Genomic DNA, 14,997 nt, shown 5'->3' with positions numbered 1-14,997 from the left:
CGTCAGCCCGCCAGGAGGGTCCGCAGGATCCCGGTGAGGTACCCCAGCCTGGCGATCTCGGACGGCCGGAACGAGGGACCGCCCGGCCGGCCCACCACCAGCACCTGACCCGCCGGGAGCGGGGCCGCCGCGAGCGCGGTGTCCATGGCCACCCAGCTCGCCGGCGTGTCGTCGTCGTCTTCCAGTGCGACGGCTCGCTCCAGGCCGCACAGCGCCGCGACCCTGCCGCCCTCCCACATGGGGGCGGATTCGCCGCGCGCGACCAGCTGGCAGGCCTCGCCCGTGACGTCCACCACCAGCGCCCACCCGACCCGCAATGCCGCCGGCAACTCGTCGGCGAGCAACTGTGCGGCGCCCGCACCCGCGCCGGCGACCGCGTCGACCAGTTCGAGCTCTCGGTGCGCGTCGAGGATCCCGCCGAACGGACGTAGGGAGTCGACCAGCACGCCGTCGAGCCGTTCGGCCGCGGTGATGAGTGTGTCCGGGAAGGTCCCGTGGGGTACGTGCACCACGATGTCGTCCACCGCCACCCCGTCGAATCGGTCCACGACGTCCAGGCTGATGATGTCCGCGCCCGCGGTTCCCAGTGCCACGGCGAGCGATCCGAGGCTCCCCGGTCGGTCGGGAAGCAGGACGCGGAGCAGATAAGACATGACGCCATTGTGCCGCACCGATCCGGGCTGACTAGGCTGGGCCGGTACCGACCACGTCACGGAAAGGGGCAGGCACGTGACCTCGATCTCACGCGGAGACGTCGCGCATCTGGCCAGGCTCTCCCGCCTGGATCTGAGCGACGCCGAGCTGGACTCGTACGCGCAGCAGCTCACCGACATCCTCGTCCACGTGCAGACGGTGTCCGAGGTCGCCGCGGACGACGTCCCGGCGATGAGCCATCCCACCGCGATCAGCAATGTGTACCGCGAGGACGTCGTCGCGCCCGGATTGACCCCGGAACAGGCGCTCGACCAGGCCCCCGAATCCGACCAGCAGCGCTTCGAGGTTCCGCAGATCCTGGGAGAGGACGCATGACCGACCTGACCACCGCCACGGCCGCCGAGCTCGCCGGGCGGATCGCCGCCCGCGAGGTCTCCTCGGAAGAGGTCACCCGGGCACACCTGGACCGGATCGCCGAGGTCGACGGCGAGATCAACGCCTACCTCCATGTGGGCGCCGACGCGGCACTCGAGGCCGCGCGCGCCGTCGACGCCAGGCTGGCGTCCGGCGAGGAGCTCGGACCGCTGGCCGGCGTTCCCGTCGCCCTCAAGGACGTGTTCACCACCACCGACGCGCCGACCACGTGCGCCTCGAAGATGCTCGAGGGCTACATGTCGCCCTACGACGCGACGGTGACCACCCGACTGCGCGCCGCTGGTATCCCGATCCTCGGCAAGACCAACCTCGACGAGTTCGCGATGGGGTCCTCCACCGAGAACTCGGCGTACGGGCCGACCCGCAACCCGTGGGACCACACCCGTACGCCCGGCGGTTCCGGCGGCGGCTCGGCGGCGGCCCTGTCCTCCAACCAGGCACCGCTGGCCGTGGGCACCGACACCGGCGGCTCCATCCGTCAGCCTGCCGCGCTCACGGCGACCGTCGGGGTCAAGCCCACGTACGGCACGGTCTCGCGGCACGGCCTGGTGGCATCGGCCTCGTCGCTCGACCAGGGCGGGCCCTGCGCCCGGACCGTCGAGGACGCGGCCCTGCTGCACCAGGTGATCGCCGGCCACGACCCCGGCGATTCGACGAGCCTGGACGTGGCCATCCCGGACATGGTGGCGGCCGCCCGTGAAGGCGCGCGCGGTGACCTGAAGGGTGTCCGCGTGGGCGTGGTCCGCGAACTCTCCGGCGACGGCTACCAGGCCGGTGTGGAGGCGTCCTTCCAGGCCGCGGTCGAGACCCTCCGAGGTCTGGGCGCCGAGGTCGTGGAGGTCTCGTGCCCGAACTTCCAGTACGCCCTGCCGGCGTACTACCTCATCCTCCCGTCCGAGGTGTCGAGCAACCTGGCCCGCTTCGACGCCATGCGTTACGGCCTGCGTACCGGTGAGGGATCCGCCGATCAGGTGATGGCGGCGAGCCGCGCCGCCGGGCTGGGCCCCGAAGTCAAACGCCGGATCATGCTGGGCACCTACGCCCTGTCGGCCGGTTACTACGACGCCTTCTACGGCCAGGCGCAGAAGATCCGCACGCTCATCGCGCGCGATTTCGACGGCGCCTACGAGAAGGTCGACGTCCTGGTCTCGCCCACCACGCCCACCACTGCGTTCCCGCTGGGGGACAAGGTGGAGGACCCGGTCGCGATGTACCAGTTCGACCTGTGCACGCTTCCGCTCAACCTCGCCGGCCACTGTGGGATGTCCGTGCCGAGCGGCCTCGTCGACGGGCTGCCGGTGGGTATGCAGATCATGGCCCCGGCCCTGGCCGACGAGCGCCTGTACCGGGTCGGCGCGGCGTTCGAGGCCGCGAGGGGCGCGATCGCGTGACCGTGGTCCCCGAGCGGGACGCGTGGAAGGCTCTCGCGGCCCTGGTCATCGGGTTCTTCATGATCCTGGTGGACCAGACGATCGTCGCGGTGGCCACCGAGGCGTTTGTCACCCAGCTGGGTGCCACCACCAACCAGGTCATCTGGGTCACCAGCGCCTACCTGCTGGCCTACGTGGTACCGCTGCTTTTCACCGGACGGCTCGGCGACCAGATCGGGCCCCGCACGGTGGCGATCGCCGGCCTGGTGGTCTTCACCGGTGCCTCGCTGTGGTGCGGGCTCGCACCGAACATAGAGACCCTCATCGTGGCCAGGGTGTTCCAGGGCGTCGGGGCCGCGTTGCTGACGCCGCAGTCGTTGAGTGTCATCACGCGCGTGTTCGCGCCGTCGCGGCGCGGCGCCGCGATGGGCGCCTGGGGCGCCGTGGCCGGCATCGCCTCGGTGGTCGGGCCTGTCGCCGGTGGCGTGCTCATCGACGCCCTCGACTGGCGATGGATCTTCTTCGTCAACATCCCCTTCGGGATCATCGCCGTGGTGTTGGTCTGGCTGTGGGTGCCCGAGATGGAGACCCGCGGCCACTCCTATGACATCCCGGGCATCCTGCTGTCGGCCGTCGGGATGTTCTGGCTCGTGTACGGCATCCAGCAGGGCGAGTCTCACGGCTGGGGTGCCACCACCATCTCGCTCGTCGTGGCGGGGGTGCTCGCTGTCGCCGCGTTCCTGTGGTGGCAATCGCGCGTCCGGACCGAACCCCTGGTCCCGCTGCGGCTGTTCCGCGACCGCAACTTCTCGATCGGGAATTTCGGCGTATCGACGATCGGGTTCGTCACCGCCGGCACCATGGTCCCGCTGATGTTCTATCTGCAGGGGGTCAAGGGGCTCAGCCCGACGAGCGCCGGACTCATGCTGCTGCCCATGGCGATCATCGCCGGCATCCTGGCTCCGCTGGTTGGCCGCCTCGCGGACCGACTCGACCCCAGGATCTTCACCGGCATCGGCTACTTCTCGTACGCGGTGTCGCTGTTCTGGCTGGCGCTCGTCATGGATTCCCACACGTCGATCCCGGTGCTGCTCGGCCCGATCGCACTGATGGGGGTGGCCAACGGGTGTGTGTGGGCGCCCACCTCGTCGACCGCGATGCGCCAGTTGGAACTGGCGTCGGCGGGCGCAGGGTCGGGTGTGTACAACACCACGCGCCAGGTGGGCGCGGTCCTCGGCTCCGCGGCGATCGGTGCGTTGATGCAAGCGCGTCTCGTGGCGCACGGGGATGTCGGTCAGGCCGTGGCGGACGCGATGTTCCTCCCCGCTGTGGTGGTCCTGCTCGGCGGCCTGGCCACGATGGCGTTCCGTACCGGTGAACAGCCGGTGAGCACGGCGCGCTGACCTCGTCTCGCACCTAGACTGCGGGAGAACCGAGAGGAGCTCCACGTGCGTATAGGCGTGCTGACCGCCGGTGGCGACTGCCCCGGACTCAACGCGGTCATCCGGGCGCTGGTCCGGACCGCCCATTCCGAATACGACTCGCCGGTCCTGGGCTTCCAGGACGGGTGGTCCGGGTTGGTGCACGACCGTGCGGTACCGCTGTTCGACGACGAGGGGATCGACCGCATCCTGCTTCGCGGCGGCACCATCCTCGGCACAGGCCGTCTCAATCCGGACACCCTCAGGTCCAGCCTGCCGGAGATCCGGCAGACGCTGGACAGGCACGCGATCGACGCACTGGTCGCGATCGGCGGCGACGGGACGCTCAAGGCCGCCCGGTGGCTGACGGAGAACGGCATCCCGGTGGTGGGTGTGCCCAAGACGATCGACAACGACGTGGGCGGGACCGACTACACCTTCGGGTTCGACACCGCGGTCTCGATCGCCTCGGATGCCATCGACCGGCTGCACACCACGGCGGAGTCCCATGAGCGGGTGATGCTGGTGGAGGTGATGGGACGGCACGCGGGGTGGATCGCGCTCCACGCCGGCCTGGCCTCGGGCGCGCACATGATCGTCATCCCGGAGGTCCCGTTCGACATCGATTACGTGTGCAAGGTGATGAGTCGTCGGTTCCAGATGGGTGAGGCCTACGGGATCTGCGTCGTCGCGGAGGGGGCCACCCCCGTCGAGGGTTCCGGCATGACCCTCCGCGAGGGCGGCACCGACCAGTTCGGTCACGAGGTGTTCACGGGGGTGGCGGACCAGATGGCCGCCGCGATCTCCGCGCGGATGAATCGCGACGTCCGCACGACCGTGCTCGGGCACATCCAGCGTGGTGGTACGCCCACGGCCTACGATCGCGTGCTCGCGACCCGGTTCGGGGTGCACGCGGCGCGCGCGGTGCACCGTGGAGATTTCGGCCAGATCGTCGCCCTGCGGGGCGAGTCGATCGAGATGGTGCCGGTAGAGGACGCGGTGGCCGTGCTCAAGACCGTTCCAGAGGACCGCTACCGCGAGGCCGCCTGCCTCTTCGGCTAGATTGTTCCGCATGGAGTTCACCGAGGTCGTGTCACGTTTCGATCCCGTCATGGGTATGGAGGTGCACGTCGAGCTGCACACCGCCACCAAGATGTTCTGCGGTTGTCCGACCGCCTTCGGGGCCGAGCCCAACACCCAGGTCTGTCCGGTGTGCATCGGACTGCCCGGCGCGCTGCCCGTCGCCAACCGCCAGGCCGTGGAGTGGGCGATCAAGATCGGTCTCGCGCTGAACTGCTCGATCGCCCCGAACAGTCGCTTCGCCCGGAAGAACTACTTCTATCCGGATCAGCCGAAGAACTACCAGATCTCGCAGTACGACGAGCCGATCGCCTTCGACGGTTACCTCGACGTCCAGCTCGAGGACGGCAGCACCTGGCGCGTGGACGTCGAGCGGGCCCACATGGAGGAGGACACCGGTAAGTCGACCCATGTCGGCTCGGCATCCGGTCGGATCCACGGGGCCACCCACTCGCTGCTCGACTTCAACCGGGCGGGGGTGCCGCTGATCGAGATCGTCTCCAAGCCCATCGTCGGAGCAGGGGAGCGGGCACCGGAGATCGCGCGCGCCTACGTCTCGGCGCTCCGGGATCTACTCAAGAGTCTCGACGTCTCCGATGTCCGTATGGATCAGGGATCGATGCGTTGCGACGCCAACGTGTCCCTGATGGAGAAGGGCGCCGCTGAGTTCGGCACGCGGACGGAGACCAAGAACGTCAACTCGCTCCGCAGCGTCGAGACGGCCGTGCGGTTCGAGATGTGTCGACAGGCCGACGTCCTCGCCGAGGGCGGCGAGGTGGTCCTCGAGACCCGCCACTTCCAGGAGGGGGACGGCACCACCACGGCCGGCCGTCCCAAGGAGTCGGCTGAGGACTACCGCTACTTCCCCGAGCCCGACCTGGCGCCGGTCGAGCCCTCGGCGGACCTCGTCGAGGAGATCCGCGCGACCCTGCCGGAGCTGCCGTGGGTGCGTCGCGCCCGCGTGCAGGAGCAGTGGGGCGTCTCCGACGAGGAGATGCGTGACCTCGTCAACGCCGGTGCGCTCGACCTGATCCTCGCCACCGTGGACGCCGGAGCGACCCCGGCGGAGGCCCGGTCGTGGTGGGTCTCCTACCTGACCCAGCAGGCCAACAAGCGGGAAGTGGAACTCGACGCGTTGTCCATCACGCCGGCCCAGGTCGCCCGCGTGATCGAGCTCGTCGCCGAGGGCAAGCTCACCAACAAGCTCGGCCGACAGGTCGTCGACGCCGTGCTCGACGGTGAGGGGGAGCCCGACCAGGTCGTGGCGGACAAGAGTCTCGAGGTCGTCCGTGATGACTCGGCACTGCAGAAGGCGGTCGACGACGCACTCGCGGCCCAGCCCGACATCGCCGAGAAGATCCGCTCGGGCAAGGTGCAGGCCGCCGGCGCGATCGTCGGCGCCGTCATGAAGGCGACCCGCGGGCAGGCCGACCCGGCCCGTGTGAAGGAACTGGTCATCACCGCCTGCAGCTAGGGACCCGGAGTCCCGGCGGGCCCCGCCCGCCGGGGCCTATGTCCGGGCGTCTCCGCCGCCACCGGACTGTGGCAGGATCACCGCACGGTCATCGGTCGGCACGGGTGCGCCGCCCGCCTTGTTGGCGGTGCCGGCCAGCAGCACGCCATCGGCGATCGTGGTGAGTCCGCTCAGCCGCCCGTAGCGGCCTTCGGCGATCGCCTTCGGCTGGCCCCTGGCGGCGCCCCCGGCGGTCTCGACGGTGTCGACCCGCTCGGCGTCGGGTAGCGCGATGGACAGGGAGCCCTCAGCGGCCGCGCACCCACCCGCCGAACGCTGATCCGGCCACGTCCACACCACACGATCGGCAGTGCGCAGCGCTGCGCCACGGTCCGAGATCGTGGAGACGAACAGGTCGTTGTCGAAGGTACAGAGGGCCATGATCCGACCCAGGCCGCCGGCGACCACCTCGGGGCCCTCGGCCCGGCCGATACCCGTGAACCCCGGGAACCGGACCAGTTGGTCCCCGACGCCCACCGTGAGCACATTGTCGACGAAAGCCATGCCCCCGGTCTCCGCGGGCTGGAGCTCGGCGACCGTGCGGGGGGTGTCGCCGCGGGCGAGACGCTCGACCCGGGTGGGGCCGTCGCCCACCACGAGGAGGTAGACCAACCTGTCCTGGTCGAAGTCCGGCGACGGCGCCACCGCCGCGACCCTGCCTCCGCGGGGGTCGACCCGCCCGAAATTCTCGGGCGAGGTGTCCGGTCCGACGATCTTCACCCCTCCGGTCGACTCGGCGACCAGGGCCCTGTCGCCGAGCGCGGCGACCGCGACCGCGGGTTCCAGGCAGGTCGCGATCACGGCGGGATCGGGATCGACGCACGGGCCGGTCTCCGGCTCGGGGGCCGGCGGCCCGCCGGTGGACGTGGTCGGGGGCGGCGGCGACCCCGGTGGCCCCGAGGGGGGCGGGGCACCCATCCCCGGGCCCGGGGCGGGCGTGAACGGATCGTCCAGCCGGTCGTCGAATCTCGCGCACCCGGACACCACCACCGTCATGGCCAGGAGCAGCGCGAGCGATCTCATGCCGACTAGAGTACGGCCCGCCGTGTCCTCGGGGCGCAGCCGCCGCGCGAGGCCTACAGTCGATGAGTGACTTCCTCAAAGCCCGGAGACGACGCCCGTACCGAGATCATCCACGACGTCGACTATCCGCTGGACGTCCCCTCCACCTCGGGGGCGACCACCGGTGACGCCGCCACCACGGCATTCCCGGCGGCCGGCGTGACGGACTACTCGCAGTTCGCCGAGTCCGGCGGCTACGACGTCTCGGCGCCGCTGCCGTTCGGCGAGCAGCCCACCACCATCGCCCCGGAGGGGCGCGGTGAGGTCGGCAGGCGCGGGACGACGGATCTCGGGCTGTTCATCCTCCGCCTCACCGTGGGTGTACTGCTGACGCTGCGGGGCCTGCAGAAGCTGTTCGGGCTGTTCAACGGCCCCGGCATCGACGGTATGGCGGCGACGCTCACGGAGGCGGGGTTCGAGCAGGCACGGATACTGGCGATCGCCGGCGGCGCGATCGAGCTGGTAGCGGGAGTGATGCTCGTGATCGGACTGGCGACCCCGATCGCCGTGGCCGGCCTGTTCGGTCTCGTCGGACTCGGCATGGCGATCACACTCACCGGGGACCAGACCGTCCCGTTGCTGGGGGAGACGACCCGCGGCCTGGAGGCGTCGGTCCTCTACGCGGCCAGCCTGCTCGCGCTGCTGTTCACCGGCCCCGGCCGGTGGGCGGTCGACCGCAAGTGGGGATGGTCGCACCGCCCGCGGTTCAGCGGCATCATCTGGCTGCTCATCGCGGCCGTGATCGCCGGACTGGTCTGGTACTTCCTCAACGGCACCAACCCGCTCACGTCCAGCGGGAACAGCGCCCCGGTCACCGCGGGCTGATCTGCCCGGGCACCGGGGCGCTGCGAGGGACTCGGATGGCGCGGGCCCGGCCGGCGGCCGGGCCCGCGTAGGTTCCCGACCTCAGTCCGGCAGGATGCGGACCGCGCCCTTGTCCGCCGACGATGCCATCGACGCGTACGCGCGGAGCGCGGTCGAGACCTTCCGGTCACGCTTGAACGGGCGCCAGGGCAGCGGGCCCTTCTCCTGACGACGACGATCCAGCTCGGCCTCGTCGACATCCACCGAGATGGAGCGCGTGGCCACGTCGATCGTGACGATGTCGCCGTCACGCACGAGCCCGATCGGGCCGCCCGCCGCCGCCTCCGGGGCGATGTGGCCGATCGACAGCCCCGAGGACCCGCCCGAGAACCGGCCATCGGTGATCAGCGCGCACTTGGTGCCGAGCCCTGCGCCCTTGATGAACGCGGTCGGGTGGAGCATCTCCTGCATACCGGGGCCGCCGGCCGGCCCCTCGTAGAGCACGACAAGGACCTCGCCCGCCCGGAGTTGCTTGCCCAGGATGACGGACACGGCCTCCTCCTGGGATTCGACCACCCGGGCCGGTCCGGAGAAGTGGAAGTTGTCCTCGGACACGCCCGCGGTCTTGAAGACCGAGCCGTTGGGGGCGATGTTCCCGCGCAGGACGGCCAGGCCGCCCTCCTCGGTGGCGGGGTGCTCGACCGAGTGGATGCAGCCGTTCTGTGCATCCGTATCGAGTGACTCCCAGCGGTTGTCGGTCGAGAACGGCTCGATGGTGCGCACCCCGCCCGGGGCGGCGTGGAACAACTCGACGGCCTTCTCCGTCGCAGTGCCGCTCCGGATGTCCCAGTCCGCGATGTACTGCTCCAGGGAGGGGGAGTGGACCGAGTGGACGTCGGTGTCGAGCACGCCACCCCGGTACAGCTCGCCGAGGATCGCCGGAATGCCGCCGGCGCGGTGGACGTGCTCCATGTAGTAATCGGAATTCGGCGCCACCTTGGCCAGGCAGGGCACGCGACGGGAGATCTCCTCGATGTCGTGGAGGTCGAAGTCGACCTCTCCCTCCTGGGCGGCCGCGAGGATGTGCAGAACCGTGTTGGTCGAACCGCCCATGGCCACGTCCAGGGCCATCGCGTTGGTGAACGCGGACCTGGTGGCCACCGACCTGGGCAGGACCGAGCTGTCGTCCTCGCGGTAGTACCGCGTGCACAGGTCGACGATCAGGCGGCCCGCCTCCGCGAACAGTTCACGCCGCGCGCTGTGGGTGGCCAGGGTCGAACCGTTGCCGGGCAGTGAGAGACCCAGTGCCTCGGTCAGGCAGTTCATGGAGTTGGCGGTGAACATGCCCGAGCACGAGCCGCACGTCGGACATGCCGAACGTTCGATCGCGTCGAGGTTGTCGTCGTCGATCGCCGAGTTGGCCGAGGCGGAGATGGCGGTGATGAGATCGGAGCCGGCCTTGACCACCCCGTCGACGACGACGGAGAAACCCGACTCCATCGGCCCACCGGAGACGAACACGGTGGGGATGTTCAGACGCATCGCCGCGTTGAGCATTCCCGGCGTGATCTTGTCGCAGTTGGAGATGCAGACCAGTGCGTCCGCGGTGTGCGCGTTGACCATGTACTCCACGGAATCGGCGATGATCTCGCGGCTCGGCAGCGAGTAGAGCATTCCCGCGTGGCCCATCGCGATGCCGTCATCCACGGCGATCGTGTGGAACTCGCGGGCCACCCCACCGGCCTCGGCGATCTGCGAGGCCACGATCTCGCCCACGTTCTTCAGGTGCACGTGGCCCGGAACGAACTGGGTGTAGGAGTTCGCGATCGCGATGATCGGCTTGCCGAAGTCCGAGTCCGTCATCCCGGTGGCACGCCAGAGGGCCCGGGCCCCTGCGGCATTGCGTCCGGCGGTGCTGGTTCGTGACCTCAGGGGCGGCATGGGACCTCGATCCGATTCGGTGACTGTGTGGTCGTCAACAGGAAGGCTGCGCGGCGGGTCCCGGTTGAGGGGCATACGCGCCGTGACCTCCCCACGATACGCCCCGGTACGGGGTTACCCTTCTCTCGGTCGGCCGTTCGGTCGGCACGTCAGACGTGAATGAGGACCCGCATGACCGATTCCGGACACACTGGTGGCTTCCGCGAGTTCGCCTCGCACTCCGCGGGGGCGATCGCTGTCGTCTGCGGACTGTTCTTCCTGCTGGCGTTCATGTACCTGGGGGGCACCGCGGATCCGCAGGCCCACGCGCGGCATGTTCCCGTCGCCGTCGTCAACGAGGACGCGGGCGCGACGCTCGAGACGCCGATCGGGCCCCGGACCCTCGACGTGGGTACCCAGATCACCGCCGGCCTGCTGCAGAACAATGACTGGGAGAAGTTGCGCCTGCACATCGTGGACGCCGCGGAGGCGGAGGAGGGGCTGCGGGACGGTTCGTACTTCGGCGCGGTACGGATCCCGCCCGAGTTGAGCCAGCAGGTCGTGGACCTGGTGAACGCGGCGGCGACGGAAGCGGGCGAGTCCGGCGGGTCCCCCGAACGGGCGTCGGTCACGTTGCAGTACTCGCCCAGGGTCTCGATCGTGTCGGGCCAGGTCATGAACACGGTCGCCGAACGGATGCGGACATCGCTCCACGAGAGCATGGGGGCCACACTGCTGTCCGATTCCACGATGCTCGCCGATGCGGATGGTCGACAGATCGGTGCCGCCGCGGCCCTGGCACTGCAGTATCCGGTCGAGGTCGATGTGACCGAGTGGAATCCGCTGCCGGACGGGGTGACCAATGCCTCGCTGCCGATGTTCTATGCGCTCATCGTGATCCTGGCCGGGTTCACCGGGGCCATGATCATCTCGAATCTCCTCGATGCCCGGCTGGGCTTCATCCCGCTCGAGATCGGCCCGCTCGCGCTCCACGTGCACGTCGCGCCGTTCGGGCGTCTGCAGACGATGTTCCGGAAGTGGGCGGTCACGGTGGTCACGGCACCGCTGGTGTCGGCGCTGTGCCTGTGGGTCGCGGACATCATCGGTGTGACGGGGTACGACGCGTGGGACATGTTCTGGTTCTCGAACCTGGTGATCGTCGCGGTCGGGGTGTGCGCCCACGCGATACTCGCGGCGATCGGTAACGCGGGGTTGCTCGTCAACCTGGTGCTGTTCGTCGTGTTGGGTATCCCGACGTCAGGAGGGGCGACACCCACTCAGATGCTGCCGCAGATCTTCGTCGCGATCGGCTCCCTCCAGCCGATGCACCAGGCGTACCTGGGGCTGCGGTCGATCATGTTCTTCGACTCGAGCTGGGGCGCGGGCCTCGGTCACGCGGTCTGGGTGCTCAGCGGGTGGTGTGTCGCCGGCGTGGTCCTCGGGGTGGCCGTCACGCTGTTGTACGAGCGGATGGGGCTACGACGACAGGCCGTCGCGGACCGGGTGCCCGCGGGCAGGGGTGTGGCCAGTGGGCTGCCGATCCGGAACGGCGTCAGCCGGACACGCTCATCAGGGACCGGTGAGGCAGAGGCGCGGGACTCAGTCGTCGCCGGGGCTGGTGGCGCTGTAGGGGTCGCGGATCCGGCCCCCGCTGGCCCGGGAGAGCCGGGGCAGGTCGTGGAAGGAGACGCCGCCCATCGGCAGTGACGCCTCCTCGGTCGTGACCAGGCGCGCGAACCCGTTCTTGGGGAACATCACGCCCTTGACCTCGTCCCACGGCACGGACCGGCGGCTACGCCAGGTCGACAGGTGGACGCCCTCGTCGTCGAGTCTGGTCGAGGTGCGGGCCACCCACCAGGCGAAGGCGATCGGAAGCAGCACGAGCCAGCCGAGCGCGAGCGGATAGGCCGTCGCGGGCCAGGCGATCGCCAGCAGGAAGATCGCGATGACGATGTACGACATGGGATTGACCCGGAAAAGTGACCGGTCGCGGGGAGTGGATTCCGGGAGGGGGGCTGAAAATTGCGCGCTCATGATGCTTGACAGTGTCTCACGGTCCACATGGTGGGATCGGGGTTCCACGAGTTGACGCTGTGGTCGGCGCCCACCTAGTCTGGGTGCCATGAACACACGGAACGGTCTCGTACTCGGCCGGCGCGTCGGCGCCTGAGCCGTCACCTGGCTTCTCGACGACGCGCACCCTCGCCGGCCCCGTGGCCGTCGGGGGTTTTTTGTTGCCGGGTACCCGCGGGCCGACCGGGCCGCGGAGGGCGACAATCCACTGCTCCACGACCAGCATGAAGGATAGTTGAAGTGAGCGCACCAACGGCACAGCCCGGGCCTCGTCCGGGTACAGAGCACAAGGCCCGGTCCACGGCCCCTGAGCGGATGACCGGAGCCCAGGCCGTGGTCCGGTCTCTCGAGGAGATCGGCACCGAGGTCGTCTTCGGAATCCCCGGCGGGGCCATCCTGCCGGTCTACGACCCGCTGTACGACTCGGCCAGGGTCCGGCACGTTCTCGTGCGTCACGAACAGGGCGCCGGCCACGCGGCGACCGGGTACGCGCAGGTCACCGGCAAGGTCGGCGTCTGCATGGCGACCTCCGGCCCCGGTGCCACCAACCTGGTGACCCCGCTCGCCGACGCGCAGATGGACTCGGTCCCCGTCGTGGCCATCACTGGCCAGGTCGGTACCGCCCTCATCGGCACGGACGGCTTCCAGGAGGCCGACATCTCCGGCATCACGATGCCGATCACCAAGCACAACTTCCTGGTCTCGCATGGTGACGACATCCCGCGGATGATCGCCGAGGCCTTCCACATCGCGCAGTCCGGCCGCCCGGGCGCGGTGCTCGTGGACATCCCCAAGGACGTCCTGCAGAACGAGATGACCTTCTCCTGGCCGCCCGAGATGAAGCTGCCCGGCTACCGTCCGGTCACGAAGCCGCACGGCAAGCAGATCCGCGAGGCCGCCCGGATGATCGCCCGGGCCAAGCGGCCCGTGCTCTACGTCGGTGGCGGCGTCATCAAGGCGGACGCCTCGGCGGAGCTCATGGAGCTCGCCGAGTTGACCGGGATCCCGGTCGTCACCACCCTGATGGCGCGGGGCGCGTTCCCGGACTCCCACCGGCTGCACTACGGCATGCCGGGCATGCACGGCACCGTCGCCGCGGTGGCCGCCCTGCAGCGCTCGGACCTGCTCATCACCCTGGGCGCGCGGTTCGACGACCGGGTCACCGGCCGTCTCGACACCTTCGCACCGGACGCCAAGGTCATCCACGCGGACATCGATCCGGCCGAGATCGGCAAGAACCGTGCCGTGGACGTCCCGATCGTCGGCGACATCAAGGAGGTGCTCGCCGAGCTCGTCCAGACCCTTCGAGGCGAGCGGGACTCGGGGTCGATGAAGGCCCCCGCCACCTGGGTCGAGCAGCTCGACGAGATCCGCAGCGAGTACCCGCTCGGGTACGCCCCGCAGTCCGACGGTTCGCTGTCGCCCGAGTACGTCATCGAGCGGCTCAGTGCGGCTGCCGGTCCCGACGCCATCTACTGCGCGGGCGTCGGTCAGCACCAGATGTGGGCCGCGCAGTTCGTGCGGTACGAGAAGCCGCGCACGTGGCTCAACTCGGGCGGGCTCGGGACCATGGGGTACTCGGTCCCCGCCGCGATGGGCGCGAAGTTCGGCCGTCCTGATGCCGAGGTGTGGTCCATCGACGGCGACGGCTGCTTCCAGATGACCAATCAGGAGCTCGCCACCTGTGCGATCGAGGGCGCACCGATCAAGGTCGCGCTGATCAACAACGGAAACCTGGGCATGGTCCGACAGTGGCAGACGCTGTTCTACGACCAGCGTTACTCGCAGACCGATCTGTCGACCCACTCGATGCACATCCCCGACTTCGTCAAGCTCGGCGAGGCGCTCGGTTGCGTGGCGCTGCGCTGTGAGCGTGCGGAGGATGTCGACGAGGTGATCGCCCAGGCCCGGGAGATCAACGACCGGCCGGTGCTCATCGACTTCATCGTGGGCAAGGACGCCCAGGTGTGGCCCATGGTCGCGGCCGGAACGTCCAACGACGAGATCATGGCGGCCCGGGACATCCGGCCGCTGTTCGACGACAGCGACTCCGCGGCGGACGAGCCCGCGGAGATCCACGAGGCGACCGAGCGGATCGACGCCGCGGTGATCGCCGCCCAGGAGGAGGACCAGTGACCGCTCGCTCCCACACCCTGAGCGTTCTGGTGGAGGACAAGCCGGGCGTGCTCGCACGCGTGGCCTCGCTCTTCTCCCGGCGCGGGTTCAACATCGAGTCGCTCGCCGTCGGCCCGACCGAAACGGATGGTCTGTCGCGGATGACGATCGTCGTCAACGTCGAGGACTTCCCGCTCGAGCAGGTGACCAAGCAGCTCAACAAACTGGTCAACGTGATCAAGATCGTCGAGCAGGACCCGGCCGGCTCGGTCTCCCGCGAACTCACCCTGGTCAAGGTCCGCGCCGACGCGACGAACCGTGGCCAGATCGTGGAGATCGCCAGCCTGTTCCGTGCCCATGTCGTGGACGTCGCCCCGGAGTCGGTGACCCTCGAGGCGACCGGCACCCCGGATAAGCTCGACGCACTCCTGCGGATGCTCGACGGTTACGGCATCCGCGAGATCGTGCAGTCCGGCATGGTCGCGCTGGGACGCGGCCCCAAGTCCATCACCACCACTCGATAGTCTCGACTTCTATCACCAACCTTAAG

General features: G+C 69.4%; 13 protein-coding genes. 9 read left to right on the top strand and 4 right to left on the bottom strand.

What is annotated here, in order from left to right; genetic code table 11:
• Positions 1–2: 2 nt before the first annotated feature.
• Positions 3–653, bottom strand: coding sequence for an amino acid-binding protein (locus ACWGLC_RS11050; protein ID WP_452099958.1), 651 nt, complete (start codon positions 651–653; stop codon positions 3–5).
• A 76-nt stretch (positions 654–729) separates the two neighbouring features.
• On the opposite strand from ACWGLC_RS11050, the gene gatC reads away from it, so the two are divergent.
• From gatC to gatB, 5 genes are read left to right on the top strand one after another with little or no spacing between them, the layout of a single operon-like run.
• Complete coding sequence (gatC, locus tag ACWGLC_RS11045; RefSeq protein WP_230928699.1) at positions 730–1,029, top strand: Asp-tRNA(Asn)/Glu-tRNA(Gln) amidotransferase subunit GatC; 300 nt, start codon at positions 730–732, stop codon at positions 1,027–1,029.
• Positions 1,026–2,480, top strand: coding sequence for an Asp-tRNA(Asn)/Glu-tRNA(Gln) amidotransferase subunit GatA (gatA, locus tag ACWGLC_RS11040; protein WP_452099957.1), 1,455 nt, complete (start codon positions 1,026–1,028; stop codon positions 2,478–2,480). The genes gatC and gatA overlap by 4 nt, the downstream gene beginning before the upstream one ends.
• Complete coding sequence (locus tag ACWGLC_RS11035; RefSeq protein ID WP_452099956.1) at positions 2,477–3,862, top strand: DHA2 family efflux MFS transporter permease subunit; 1,386 nt, start codon at positions 2,477–2,479, stop codon at positions 3,860–3,862. Before gatA ends, ACWGLC_RS11035 begins: the two co-directional genes overlap by 4 nt.
• Positions 3,863–3,907: 45 nt before the next feature.
• A complete protein-coding gene (locus tag ACWGLC_RS11030) occupies positions 3,908–4,942 on the top strand; it encodes an ATP-dependent 6-phosphofructokinase (RefSeq protein WP_452099955.1) in 1,035 nt (344 codons plus the stop codon).
• A gap of 10 nt (positions 4,943–4,952) precedes the next feature.
• Positions 4,953–6,434: an Asp-tRNA(Asn)/Glu-tRNA(Gln) amidotransferase subunit GatB gene (gene gatB, locus ACWGLC_RS11025; protein WP_452099954.1), complete on the top strand. Its 1,482-nt coding sequence runs from the start codon at positions 4,953–4,955 to the stop codon at positions 6,432–6,434.
• A gap of 36 nt (positions 6,435–6,470) precedes the next feature.
• Here gatB and ACWGLC_RS11020 read toward each other — a convergent pair whose 3' ends face one another.
• Positions 6,471–7,496 (bottom strand): oxidoreductase, encoded by a 1,026-nt coding sequence (locus tag ACWGLC_RS11020; RefSeq protein ID WP_452099953.1) that lies wholly within the window; start codon positions 7,494–7,496, stop codon positions 6,471–6,473.
• Positions 7,497–7,562: 66 nt separating this feature from the next.
• On the opposite strand from ACWGLC_RS11020, the gene ACWGLC_RS11015 reads away from it, so the two are divergent.
• Positions 7,563–8,360: a DoxX family protein gene (locus tag ACWGLC_RS11015; protein ID WP_452099952.1), complete on the top strand. Its 798-nt coding sequence runs from the start codon at positions 7,563–7,565 to the stop codon at positions 8,358–8,360.
• Positions 8,361–8,441: 81 nt separating this feature from the next.
• Here the strand turns inward: ACWGLC_RS11015 and ilvD are convergent, their stop codons facing one another.
• Entirely contained in the window at positions 8,442–10,280 is a 1,839-nt protein-coding gene (gene ilvD / locus ACWGLC_RS11010) for a dihydroxy-acid dehydratase (protein WP_452099951.1), read from the bottom strand.
• A 171-nt stretch (positions 10,281–10,451) separates the two neighbouring features.
• On the opposite strand from ilvD, the gene ACWGLC_RS11005 reads away from it, so the two are divergent.
• Positions 10,452–11,966: a YhgE/Pip domain-containing protein gene (locus tag ACWGLC_RS11005; RefSeq protein ID WP_452099950.1), complete on the top strand. Its 1,515-nt coding sequence runs from the start codon at positions 10,452–10,454 to the stop codon at positions 11,964–11,966.
• Here the strand turns inward: ACWGLC_RS11005 and ACWGLC_RS11000 are convergent.
• The gene (locus ACWGLC_RS11000) at positions 11,859–12,221 is read right to left on the bottom strand and encodes a PH domain-containing protein (RefSeq protein ID WP_452099949.1); all 363 of its coding nucleotides are present in this window, start codon (positions 12,219–12,221) and stop codon (positions 11,859–11,861) included. The two genes, ACWGLC_RS11005 and ACWGLC_RS11000, sit on opposite strands and share 108 nt — an antisense overlap.
• A 351-nt stretch (positions 12,222–12,572) precedes the next feature.
• Here ACWGLC_RS11000 and ACWGLC_RS10995 point away from each other — a divergent pair, with 351 nt between their 5' ends.
• Together ACWGLC_RS10995 and ilvN are read left to right on the top strand one after the other, a co-directional pair.
• Positions 12,573–14,468, top strand: coding sequence for an acetolactate synthase large subunit (locus ACWGLC_RS10995; protein ID WP_452099948.1), 1,896 nt, complete (start codon positions 12,573–12,575; stop codon positions 14,466–14,468).
• Positions 14,465–14,971, top strand: coding sequence for an acetolactate synthase small subunit (ilvN, locus tag ACWGLC_RS10990; protein WP_230928710.1), 507 nt, complete (start codon positions 14,465–14,467; stop codon positions 14,969–14,971). Before ACWGLC_RS10995 ends, ilvN begins: the two co-directional genes overlap by 4 nt.
• Positions 14,972–14,997: the final 26 nt, after the last annotated feature.

It is taken from the genome of Dietzia sp. NPDC055877 (genome assembly GCF_053615975.1).
This window is presented reverse-complemented; position numbering and strand designations above follow the sequence as displayed.

Bases quoted from the DNA above. Each gene is read 5' to 3' on its own strand.
- ACWGLC_RS11050 (WP_452099958.1), bottom strand. From the start codon at position 653: ATGTCTTATCTGCTCCGCGTCCTGCTTCCCGACCGACCGGGGAGCCTC.
- gatB (WP_452099954.1), top strand. From the start codon at position 4,953: ATGGAGTTCACCGAGGTCGTGTCACGTTTCGATCCCGTCATGGGTATG.
- ACWGLC_RS11020 (WP_452099953.1), bottom strand. From the start codon at position 7,496: ATGAGATCGCTCGCGCTGCTCCTGGCCATGACGGTGGTGGTGTCCGGG.
- gatA (WP_452099957.1), top strand. From the start codon at position 1,026: ATGACCGACCTGACCACCGCCACGGCCGCCGAGCTCGCCGGGCGGATC.
- ilvD (WP_452099951.1), bottom strand. From the start codon at position 10,280: ATGCCGCCCCTGAGGTCACGAACCAGCACCGCCGGACGCAATGCCGCA.
- ACWGLC_RS11005 (WP_452099950.1), top strand. From the start codon at position 10,452: ATGACCGATTCCGGACACACTGGTGGCTTCCGCGAGTTCGCCTCGCAC.
- ACWGLC_RS11000 (WP_452099949.1), bottom strand. From the start codon at position 12,221: ATGTCGTACATCGTCATCGCGATCTTCCTGCTGGCGATCGCCTGGCCC.